This is a genomic window from Vibrio sp. D404a, assembly GCF_030248535.1.
GTDB lineage: Bacteria > Pseudomonadota > Gammaproteobacteria > Enterobacterales > Vibrionaceae > Vibrio.
This window is the reverse complement of sequence record NZ_JAHGAJ010000054.1, coordinates 1-13,405: the sequence shown is the minus strand read 5'-3', so window position 1 is coordinate 13,405 and position 13,405 is coordinate 1. Positions and strand designations below refer to the sequence as shown.

Annotated in this window: 1 protein-coding gene; it reads right to left on the bottom strand. The window is 47.1% G+C overall.

Annotated features, from left to right (window positions below; all coding sequences use genetic code 11):
* A partial coding sequence (locus tag KI655_RS23745; RefSeq protein ID WP_285409170.1) for a tandem-95 repeat protein occupies positions 1-13,405 on the bottom strand: 13,405 nt, incomplete at both ends.

Here is a 13,405-nt window from a genome sequence, read left to right as displayed (position 1 = left end):
CATTCACATCCGTGACTGTCACATCAATGTTGGCATCAACTGTATCCGTACCGTCAGAGACTGTGAAACCAATATTCACATCGCCATTGAAGTTCTCATTCGGAGCGAAGCTGTAGGTACCGTCACCGTTGTCCGTGAACACACCTTCTGCACCCGTGTAAGACACATCAGCGATAGATAGGTCATCACCATCAATGTCCGCAGCACCAGCAAGTAGATCTGCATCAGTGAAGGTTAGTGAGCCATCCTCTTCGATGGTGTAATTTACATCGTCAGCAGTCGGTAGGTCGTTAACAGGATTAACCGTCAAGTCACCGGTTGCTTGAATGGTGTCAGTACCATCGGTGATATCAAACTGCATGTCGATATCGCCGTTGAAGTTCGCATCTGGAGTTATGGTGAATGAACCATCTTCATTCGCTTCAACCGTCGCATTACCATCCACTGTCAGGTTACTTGCGGTCAGGTCATCCCCTTCAACATCACTTGAGCCCGCAAGAAGCTGCTCTTGGCTGATGGTAATCGAGCCGTCTTCGTTTACCGTGTACGCCTGCTCGCCTTGAACCGGAGCATCGTTCACAGGCAGAACATCAATGCTTGCTGTGGTGGTTGCCGTTGCACCATCTTCGTCCGTTACGACAACATCAAGGCTCACATCACCGTCGAAGTTTGCGTTTGGAGCGAAGCTGAATGTTCCATCACCATTATCAGTGAAGATACCGTCTGAACCGGTGTAGTTAACGCTATCAATCGCCACTTCACCTTCAATGTCTGAAGAGTTCGCCAGCAGTTGCTCAGAACTGATGGTGATAACTTCATCTTCATTCACTGAGTAGCTTGTAGACCCTGCGATTGGCGGATCGTTAACTTCAAGTACCGTAATTCCAGCAGTGGTTGCGTCAGTAGCACCATCTTCATCTGTCACAACAACGTCAAGGCTGACTTCGCCGTTGAAGTTCTCGTTTGGAGAGAAGGTGTATGTACCATCGCCGTTGTCTTCAAATACACCATCAGCACCACTATAAGTCACACTATCAATCGCCACTTCCCCTTCAATATCTGAAGAGTTCGCAAGCAACTGCTCGTTACTGATGGTGATTGAGTTGTCTTCATGAACCGTGTAAGACGTGCTGCCCGCAACTGGTGGATCGTTCTCCGGAGTCACGCTTACATCAATGTTGGCTTGAACAGTGTCCGTACCATCTGACACATCGAAGCTGAAGTTCACGTCACCATTGAAGTTCTCGTTTGGCGCGAAGCTGTATGTACCATCACCATTGTCGGTAAGCACACCGTCAGCGCCTGTGTAGTTCACACCTTCAACTGATAGGTCATCCCCATCAATGTCAGTAGCACCTGCTAGCAAATCTTCATCAGTGAAGTTCAAGATGCCATCTTCACCAATACTGAAAGTTTGGTCTTGTGGTTGTGGCAGGTCATTAACAGGGTTAACCGTTAAGTCAGCCGTAGCGACTAATGTGTCTGTACCATCGTTAATGTCGAACGTGAGGTCGATGTCACCATTGAAGTTCGCATCTGGTGTGATGGTGAATGAGCCATCGTCATTCGCTTCAACAGTCGCATTACCATCAACAGTTAAGTTAGCTGCTGTTAGGTCATCCCCTTCCACATCACTTGCTTGAGCAAGCAACTGGTCTTGGCTGATAGTGATTGAGCCATCTTCATCCACGCTGTACGCCAAGTCACCCGACACAGGTACATCATTGATTGGTAAAACGTCAACCGTGATGTGAGTATTAACCTGAGCACCATCTTCATCTTGAATGGTCACATCCAATTGCACTTGGCCATTGAAGTTTTCATTCGGTGCGAAACTACAAGTACCATCCCCATTGATTGAGAAGATGCCATCTGGGCCATCGTAGTTAATCCCAACAAGCTCAACGTCACCTTCAATATCTGACGCATTAAGCAGTACTTGAGATTCACTGAATGTCAGTACTGAATCTTCATCAATAGTGTATGACGTTGGACCTGCAACTGGTGGATCATTCACCTCTAGAACGGTGATACCTGCGGTAGTTGCTTCCGTTGCGCCATCTTCATCGGTGACAACAATATCAAGGCTTACTTCGCCGTTGAAGTTCTCGTTTGGAGAGAAGGTGTAAGTTCCATCACCATTGATTTCCAGAACACCATCAGCACCACTGTAAGTCACGCTATCAATCGCCACTTCCCCTTCGATATCCGAAGAGTTCGCAAGCAACTGTTCGTTACTGATAGTGATTGAGTTGTCTTCATGAACGGTGTAAGACGTGCTGCCCGCAACTGGTGGATCGTTCTCCGGTGTCACGCTTACGTCAATGTTGGCTTGAACAGTGTCCGTACCATCTGACACATCGAAGCTGAAGTTTACATCACCATTGAAGTTCTCGTTTGGCGCGAAGCTGTATGTGCCGTCACCATTATCGGTAAGCACACCGTCAGCGCCCGTGTAGTTCACACCTTCAACTGATAGGGCATCCCCATCAATGTCAGTAGCACCTGTTAGTAGGTCTTCATCAGTGAAGTTCAAGATACCGTCTTCGCCAATGCTGAAGGTTTGGTCTTGTGGTTGTGGCAAGTCATTAACAGGGTTAACCGTTAAGTCAGCCGTAGCAACTAGTGTGTCTGTACCGTCATTGATGTCGAACGTGAGGTCAATATCACCATTGAAATTCGCATCTGGCGTGATAGTAAAGCTACCATCATCGTTTGCTGTTACTGTCGCATTGCCGTCAACGGTCAGGTTAGATGCCGATAGGTCGTCACCATCAACGTCCCCCGCTTGAGCAAGTAACTGCTCTTGGCTTAGGTTAATCGAGCCATCTTCATCGACACTGTATGCCAACTCACCCGATACCGGCGCATCGTTAACAGGCAGAACATCAATGCTTGCTGTGGTGGTTGCCGTTGCACCATCTTCGTCCGTTACGACTACATCAAGGCTGACATCACCATCAAAGTTTGCGTTTGGAGCGAAGCTGAATGTTCCATCACCATTATCAGTGAAGATACCGTCTGAACCAGTGTAGTTAACGCTATCAATCGCCACTTCACCTTCAATGTCTGAAGAGTTCGCCAACAGTTGCTCAGAACTGATGGTGATAACTTCATCTTCATTTACTGAGTAGCTCGTAGACCCTGCGATTGGCGGATCGTTAACCTCAAGTACCGTAATTCCAGCAGTGGTTGCGTCGGTTGCACCATCCTCGTCTGTCACAACAACATCAAGGCTAACTTCGCCGTTGAAGTTCTCGTTTGGAGAGAAGGTGTATGTACCATCGCCGTTATCTTCAAAGACACCGTCAGCACCACTGTAAGTCACGCTATCAATCGCCACTTCCCCTTCAATATCTGAAGAGTTTGCAAGCAACTGCTCGTTACTGATGGTGATTGAGTTGTCTTCGTGAACCGTGTAAGACGTGCTGCCCGCAACTGGTGGATCGTTCTCCGGAGTCACGCTTACATCAATGCTGGCTTGAACAGTGTCCGTACCATCTGACACATCGAAGCTGAAGTTCACGTCACCATTGAAGTTCTCGTTTGGCGCGAAGCTGTATGTACCATCACCATTGTCGGTAAGCACACCGTCAGCGCCTGTGTAGTTCACACCTTCAACTGATAAGGCATCCCCATCAATGTCAGTAGCACCCGTAAGCAGGTCTTCATCAGTGAAGTTTAAGGTGCCATCTTCACTAATACTGAAGGTTTGATCTTGTGGTTGAGGAAGGTCATTAACAGGGTTAACCGTTAAGTCTGCCGTAGCAACTAGTGTGTCTGTACCGTCATTGATGTCGAACGTGAGGTCAATATCACCATTGAAGTTCGCATCAGGAACAATGGTAAAGCTACCGTCGTCGTTCGCCGTTACAGTCGCATCACCATCAACCATTAAGTTAGAAGCAGTAAGGTCATCCCCTTCCACGTCACTTGCTTGAGACAGAAGCTGCTCTTGGCTTAGCGTGATTGAGCCATCTTCTTCTACGCTGTAAGCCAAGTCCCCCGACACAGGCACGTCATTGATTGGTAAGACATCAACCGTAATGTAAGTATCAACTTGAGCACCATCTTCATCTTGAATGGTCACATCCAATTGCACTTGACCGTTGAAGTTTTCATTCGGTGCAAAGCTACAAGTGCCATCACCATTGATTGAGAAGATACCGTCTGGGCCATCGTAGTTAATCTCAACTAACTCAACATCACCTTCAATATCTGACGCGTTAAGCAGTACTTGAGACTCACTGAATGTCAGTACCGAATCTTCATCGATGGTGTATGACGTTGGACCTGCAACCGGTGGGTCATTCACCTCTAGAACCGTAATACCTGCAGTAGTTGCTTCAGTGGCACCCTCTTCATCGGTGACAACAACATCAAGGCTGACTTCACCGTTGAAGTTCTCGTTTGGAGAGAAGGTGTAAGTTCCATCACCATTGATTTCCAGAACACCATCGCCGCCACTGTAAGTCACGCTATCAATCGCCACTTCCCCTTCAATATCTGAAGAGTTAGCAAGCAACTGCTCATTACTGATAGTGATTGAGTTATCTTCGTGTACGGTGTATGACGTGCTGCCAGCAACAGGTGGATCGTTCTCTGGTGTCACGCTCACATCAATATTCGCGGTAACCGTATCGGTGCCGTCTGATACATCAAACGTAAAGTTCACATCACCATTGAAGTTCTCGTTTGGCGCAAAGCTGTAGGTACCATCGCCATTATCGGTTAGGACACCATCTGAACCAGTGTAAGTAACACCTTCTACGCTGAGGTCATCACCTTCAATGTCCGTCGCACCTGTTAATAGATCTTCATCATTGAATGTGAGTACACCGTCCTCGCCGACTGTAAATGCATGGTCTTGTGCTTCAGGGCCATCATTCACTGGGGAAACGGTTAACTCTAGGTTAGTAGAAACGACATCATCACCATCGGAAACATCAAACGTGAACATAACGTCACCGTTGAAGTCTGCATCTGGTGTTAATGTGTATGTGCCATCACCGTTGTCCGTAATGGTCACACTCTCATCATCAGTGGCTAAGTTAAGTGCGGTTAGTTGGTCGCCATCTAGGTCACGAGCGTTAGCTAACAGATCTTCTTGCGTGATGATAATTGAACCATCTTCTTCCACAGTCGCAGCAACAGGCAGTGCTTCAGGAGCATGCTCAATATGAGCACCGGTCGCATTGATATGAATCGTTTGAGAAACCGTTTCCGAGTCACCATTGGATAGTTCTGTCGCGGTTGCTGATACCGTAATTTCTAGTGATTCATTGAAATCTTCCGGTAATTGAAGTTGCAGCTCTTGCTCAATCGCTGTTGTCGGTAGAGAAACGGAACCTTCAGGGCCAACAACGATCTCACCGCTGTAGATTTGGCTGTTCACTTCACCAACATCAATAGTGAAGTTAAAATCGGTATAGTCAGCGTCACCACCGCCATACAGATCCTCAAAGCCATATACCAGTTCACCATCTTCGTTCACAGTCGTACGAGTATGCTCGATACCATCTTGGTTCAACTCTGAACTTGAGCCACCATGGAAAATAGCATCACCGAATTGGCTTTGAATAACGGTTTCAGAACCATCAGCACCTACGAATACTAGCTGAGGATCAACCGTATCCATATTAGCTGGCGAGCCGTCTGCAGCGCGGAATTCATATTGACCGTCCTGCATTGCATCAAAGTTATTCGTCTGATGTCCATTTGGAATCAAGAACAGGTTGAAGCTTTCACCTTCTTCAATTTGGAAGCTGAATTGATCTTGCCCAGGGACTAGGTCACCACCGCCGCCAACTTGTGATGCATTCTCATACACCACTTCAACGCCTGTAATGTTGCCGTCTTCATCAACTTTGTAGTAACCGGCCGCATTTTGGAAACCAGCAGTTTCACCTTCAAACGTTACTGTAATTTCTGTGTCATTGTAACTGGTGATACCGTTTTCTTGGTCATTCAGAACGCCTTCGTTATCGTATTGAATAACCGAGCCTTCTGGCACACCATCAACCGTAACCGTGAGTGTTTCTGATAAATCTTGGTCGACAAGCGCAGCGCCAATATTCAGTTCAACAATACCGCCTGGCTCAACCAGAATCGCTTGATCATCAACGTTAACGCCATCTCCATCGGTAATCACTAGGTCTGGTGCATCTGCGACTGCTTCGATATTCACATACAGATCTTGCTCTACTTCATCTGTACCATCCGATACCGTAAAGCTGAACTGTAAGTTACCACTGAAGTGCTCTTCAGGAACAAAGCTGAATGTGCCGTCACCATTGTCAGTAACTGTACCTTCGTCGCCAGAGTAGTTGATGCTAGTTACGGTTAGGTCATCGCCATCAATATCAATCGCGCCACTCAATAGATCTTCTTGAGTGAATAGGATGCTGCCATCTTCCTCAATATTGTATAAACCTGGCGCGACAAGCGGAATGTCATTCACTGGGTTAACAGTCAATGTCATCTCATTTGAGGTACTTAGTTCCCCATCACTCACTTCATAAGTGAATGCAATATCACCATTGAAGTTTTCAGAAGGCGTAACTGTGTAAGTACCATCGCCATTGTCTACGATACTTGCATCCGGATCATTGGTGGCTAATGAAGTCGCAATCAACTCATCACCATCTTGATCGGTCGCGTTTTCTAGTAACATCTCTTGAGTCACTAGAATTGAACCATCTTCATCGACATTAGCTACGGTTGGCGTTGCTTCTGGCGCGTCATTGACGAACTCAACTTTTAGGTCGATGTTCGCACCAACCACATCGGTGCCGTCACTCACGTCAAATGTTAGGTCTGCATTGCCGAAGAAGCCTTGCTCTGGTGTCAGCGTATAAGTTCCATCGCCATTGTCTGTCACTTCAATGCTATCGTTCTGGCTTGTAACATTAACAACAGATAAGTCATCACCTTCAATGTCTGTTGCTTGAGCAAGCAGTTCAGCTTCAGTAATGGTAATCGCCTCACCATCTTCCGTGGTGAACGACATGTCCGGTACATCAGGTGCGTCGTTGACTGGGTTAACGGTTAGGTTGAGATCTGCTGCAACTGTTTCAATTGCATCGGTCACATCGTAGGTAAACTCAATCTCACCAAAGAAGTCTTCGCTTGGTGTGATTGTGAAGCTGCCGTCTGCGTTTTCTACGATAACAGCGTTTGGATCGTTCGTTGAAAGATTAACAGCTTCTAGGTTATCGCCATCCGCATCGGTCGCGTTCGCTAGTAGGTCTTCTTGAGTGATGGTAATTGAGCCATCCTCATCAACCGCCGCTTGAATCGGACCACTAACCTCTGGGCCTTCATTCACAATCTCAACGTCAACTGTCGCTGTGCTAGGTGCGCTCGCTTGGCCGTCGCTGATATCGAAAGTCAGGTTAACTTCGCCGTAGAAGTTCTCTGCTGGCTCGAAGGTGAATGTATTGTCGCCGTTATCGGTCAACGTACCTTGCGTTTGGTCTACTAGCAGTAGGTTTTCGACATGTAGAATGTCACCATCCACATCCGTTGCGCCAGATAGTAGGTCTTTCGCCTCAATGACAATCGTGCCGTTCTCAAGCATTTGGGTGTGTAATGGCTCGCCCGGAACTGGAACATCGTTAACAGGGACAACGGTTAAGTCTAAGTGTGTGTCCACTTCATCAGTGCCATCGAAGACTTTGTAGTCAATATCGATTTCACCATTGAAGTTTTCATTCGGCATGAAGGTAAATGTACCGTCACCGTTGTCGACTAAGTCACCATCATCACCACCGTAAGTGATGTCAGAGATAGACAGCGTATCGCCCTCTACGTCAGTCGTGTTCGCCAACAAGTCATCGGCACTGAACGTGATGCCTACATCTTCGTCTGTCGATAGAACAATTGGGCCAGACACAATCGGTGCATCATTCACGGATTCGAAGTTGATGTTGATAATGTTGTCGTCGGTTAGCTCACCGTCGCTCACTTGGTAGCCTAGCTCGATTTCACCGTGGAAGTTTTCATCCGGTGTTACCGTCCAAGTACCATCGCCATTATCTGTCAGCGTTGCGTGTTCTGAGTTTTCACCCACTAGCTCTAGGTTTTGAATATCAAGATCATCGCCATCGATGTCTGATGCTTGAGCCAATAACTGCTCTTCAGTAATCACAACAGACGCAAACTGAGCAGAACCTTCTGTATCGATAGTGATATTTGGAAGGTCAGCCGTTAGTTCAATCTCGTTATCACCCGCATGGATGTTTAACTCAACCGTTTCAGTGATTTCTGAACCATCGACGCCGATCGATGTAAACACAGCTTCATCATGACAAGTTTGTGACACTGTCATGTTCTGAACAACGTAAGTACCGTTACCTTGTATTGTACCCAGTTCAAAGTAAGACACTGGTTGGTCAACCGTTAGTGTGTAATCTGTCTCGAACGTACCACGGTCTTCTTTGTGGTAAGTCATCGAGTCGATCATGTCGCCATCTTCATTGAAGGCGCGAATTTCCACCTCTGTAAAGTGACGCGACTCTTCCATGAACCAGCCACCCAAACCATCTAAGTGGAAACTGATTTCATTGATATCTTGACCTTCAACGGAAATCGTCAGTTTCTCATCACCACTCAGGCCTTGACGGTCGGTATCACCAATACCGTGACCGATATGAGTATTACCATTCCAAGCGCCAAGCGGATCATCGTTACTTTGCACGGTAACGGTTAGGTCGCCATCTGAGAACTCACGAGTGTATGGGTCTACTTCTGTACCCCAATCATCTACGCTCGCATTATCATCGAAGGTACCAATTTGTGTAGTGTGAGTACCGTTTTCGAGAGCCTCTTCACTTGGAACAAAGCGTACTTCTGTATCAGCTGGCACCTCTTGTCCAACTTCCAGAACTACCCACTCATCATCCAGATTTGCTTCAATGATGCCATTTTCTGGTGCTTGATCTAGACGTAAAGCTGGCTCTTCACGAAGTGTTACACCGACGGTTTGGTCCTCTTCCGCTTGGATGAAGATCTCTTCGCCCGCTTCTGGCGCGTCATTAACTGGATTTACAGTAAGGTCGAGAGTGGTCAGAACTTCATTTTCGCCATCACTCACACTGTATGTGAAATCCAACTCGCCGTTGAAGTTCTCAGTATGAGTAATAGTGAATGAACCATCTTCATTCTCAACAATCGTTGCGTCAGGGTCATTAGTCTGTAGATTTGAAGCAACTAAGTCATCACCTTCAACATCAGTTGCGTTCGCAAGCAGTTGCTCTTGAGTGATGGTAATCGCGTTGTCTTCATCGACCTCAGCTTGGATACCCGACGTTTCAGGCCCGTCATTCACCGCGATAACATCAATACCCGCTGTGGTGGTTGCCGTTGCGCCGTCTTCGTCCACCACAACAACGTCTAGCGAAATATCACCATTGAAGTTTTCATTTGGAGTAAAGGTGTATGTACCGTCACCGTTATCAACAAATTCACCATCGTCACCAGAGTATGTCACACCAGATAGTGCAACATCCCCTTCCACATCAGAAGAGTTCGCTAATAGTTGCTCGTCACTGATGGTAATTTGCCCATCTTCTTGAACTGTGTATGATGTTGATCCCGCTACTGGAGGGTCATTCTCAGGCGTTACGCTCACATCAATAAACGCAGATGTTGAGCCCGTACCATCAGAAACATCGAATGAGAATTGAACATCACCATTGAAGTTCTCATTTGGTGCAAAGCTGTAGGTACCGTCTCCATTATCAGTAAGAACACCATCAGCACCTGTGTAAAGCACGTTTTCAATCGATAGCTCATCGCCATCAATATCGGATGCGCCTGCTAGTAGGTCGGCATCAGTAAACAGTAGTGTTCCGTCTTCTTCAATCGTGAACTGCTGATCTTGCGCCTGTGGTAAGTCATTCACAGGGTTAACTGTGATATCTAGACCGACCTGAACTTCACCACCGTCGTTATCGATAATATCGAAGCTTAGGTCTAAGTCGCCGTTGTAATCGGCATCAGGGGTAATGGTGTAGCTACCATCATCGTTCTGTTGAATAGTCGCGTTTTCATCTGTTGATAGATTAATCGCTTCTAGGTTTTCACTATCAATATCACCCGCTCGTGCTAATAGCTGATCTTGGCTTAGCGTGATTGAGCTGTCTTCATTGATGGTGTAAGCCAAATCACCTGATACCGGTGGATCGTTGATTGGCAACACATCGACATCGATATGAGTTTCTACCGTCGCACCGTTTTCATCTTGAATAGTCACATCCAACTGGACTTGACCATTGAAGTTTTCGTTCGGCGCAAAGCTGCACGTACCATCACCATTGACAGTGAATATACCGTCTGAGCCTTCGTAATTAATGCCGACGAGTTCTACATCACCTTCAACATCTGAAGCATTCGCAAGGATCTGTGATTCACTGAAGGTTAGAACCGAGTCTTCATCAATGGTGTAAGATGTTGGTCCTGCAACCGGTGGATCATTCACTTCTAGAACCGTGATTCCAGCCGTTGTTTCATCAATCGCACCGTCTTCATCAGCAACAATCACATCAAGGCTGATATCACCACTGAAGTTCTCATTTGGAAGGAAGGTATAACTGCCATCACCGTTATCTTGGAAGACACCGTCAGTACCAGAGTATGTAACGCTATCTACCGACACCGCACCTTCCACATCCGAAGAGTTAACTAATAGCTGCTCATCAGAAATCGTGATGGCGTTATCTTCATTCACCATGTAAGAAGTAGACCCTGCCACTGGCGGATCGTTCTCAGGTGTGACACTCACATCAATGTTTGCAGACACGGTATCCGTACCGTCAGATACATCGAAGCTGAAGTTCACGTCACCATTGAAGTTTTCGTTAGGAGCGAAGGTATAGGTTCCATCACCGTGGTCGGTAAGTACACCATCTCCGCCTGTGTAGCTGATACCCTCTACTGTGAGGTCATCTCCATCGATATCAGTGGCACCAGTAAGCAGGTCAGCGTCGGTGAACTGTAGCGTGCCGTCTTCTTCAATAGTGAATTGTTGATCTTGAGGTACTGGTAAGTCGTTAACTGGATTAACGGTTAGGTCAGCAGTAGCTTGAACCGTATCAGTACCATCAGTGATATTGAATTGGATATCAATATCACCATTAAAGTTCGCATCAGGCGTTATGGTGAAGCTGCCGTCGTCATTAGCCGTAACGGTTGCATTACCATCAACGGTTAAGTCACTCGCCGTTAGGTCGTCGCCTTCCACATCAGATGCTTGTGACAATAGTTGGTCTTGGCTTAACGTAATCGAGCCATCTTCGTTAACGTTATAAGCCAAATCACCCGACACCGGAGCATCGTTAATCGGCAATACGTCTACGTTGATAACGGTTTCTACTTCTGCACCGTCTTCATCGCGAATGGTGACATCAAGCTGAACTTGGCCATTGAAGTTCTCATTCGGAGCGAAGCTACAAGTGCCGTCGCCATTTACAGAGAAGATGCCATCTGGGCCTTCATAGCTAATGCCAACAAGCTCGACATCGCCTTCCACATCCGAAGCGTTCAGTAGTACTTGTGATTCACTGAATGTTAGAACTGAATCTTCATCAATTGTGTACGACGTTGGACCAGCTACAGGTGGATCATTTACTTCTAGAACGGTGATCCCAGCCGTTGTTGCATCTGTCGCGCCGTCTTCATCGGCAACCACAACATCAAGTGCAATCTCGCCGCTAAAGTTTTCATTTGGCGAGAATGTGTATGTACCATCACCATTGATTTCCAATACACCGTCACTGCCTGAATACGTCACACTGTCGATAGAAACATCGCCTTCAATATCTGAAGATGTTGCCAACAGCTGTGCATCAGAGATAGTAATCGAGTTATCTTCATTAACCGTGTATGACGTAGACCCTGCCACTGGCGGATCGTTTTCAGGAGTCACGCTGACATCAATGTTCGCTGATACCGTATCTGTACCATCCGATACATCGAAGCTGAAGTTTACGTCACCGTTGAAGTTCTCGTTTGGTGCGAAGCTGTAAGAGCCATCGCCATGATCAGTCAGAACGCCATCAGTGCCTTCATAGCTAATGCCTTCGACCGTTAGGTTATCCCCCTCGATATCAGTTGCACCCGCTAGAAGATCATCATCGGTAAATACCAAAGTACCATCTTCTTCAATACTGAACTCTTGGTCTTGAGGGACTGGCAGGTCGTTGACTGGATTAACTGTTAGGTCAGCAGACGCTTGAACCGTGTTAGTGCCATCAGAGATATCGAAGCTGATGTCGATATCTCCATTAAAGTTCTCATCCGGTGTAATCGTAAAGCTGCCGTCATCGTTTTGTACAACGGTCGCATCGCCATCCACTGTTAGGCCGCTTGCAGTAAGGTCGTCACCCTCTACGTCAGAAGCTTGAGATAGAAGCTGCTCTTGGCTTAAGCGGATAGAGCCATCTTCGTCCACTGAGTACGCTAGGTCGCCTGATACAGGTGCATCATCCACTGCAGTAACGCTGACATCGATGTTGGCAGACACTGTGTCAGTGCCGTCTGAGACATCGAAGCTGAAGTTTACGTCACCATTGAAGTTCTCGTTTGGTGCGAAGGTGTAAGTACCATTACCGTTGTCAGTAAGAATACCGTCGCCACCATCATAGGTGACCTCTTCAACGGTCAGGTTGTCACCCTCAATGTCTGTCGCGCCTGTTAGCAGGTCTGCATCAGTGAAGATAAGTGTGCCGTCTTCCTCAACGCTGAATTGTTGATCTTGAGGCACTGGCAGGTCGTTAACTGGGTTAACTGTTAGGTCAGCAGACGCTTGAACGGTGTTGGTGCCATCAGAGATATCAAAGCTGATATCGATGTCACCATTAAAGTTCTCATCCGGTGTAATCGTGAAGCTGCCGTCATCGTTTTGTACAACGGTCGCATCACCATCAACCGTTAGGCTGCTAGCTGTTAAGTCATCGCCCTCTACATCCGAGGCTTGAGACAGCAGCTGCTCTTGGCTCAAGCGGATAGAGCCGTCTTCGTCCACTGAATAAGCGAGGTCGCCTGATACAGGCGCATCATCCACTGCAGTAACGCTAACGTCGATGTTGGCAGAGACTGTGTCTGTGCCGTCAGAGACATCGAAGCTGAAGTTTACATCACCATTAAAGTTCTCGTTCGGTGCAAAGGTGTACGTGCCATTGCCGTTGTCGGTAAGGATACCGTCGCCGCCATCGTAGGTCACACCTTCAACAGTAAGGTTGTCACCCTCAATGTCCGTTGCGCCTGTTAGTAGGTCGGCATCCGTGAAGATTAGAGTACCGTCTTCTTCAACAGAGAACTGTTGATCTTGAGGCACTGGCAGGTCGTTAACTGGATTTACAGTAAGGTCGGCAGACGCTTGAACTGTATTGGTGCCATCAGAGAT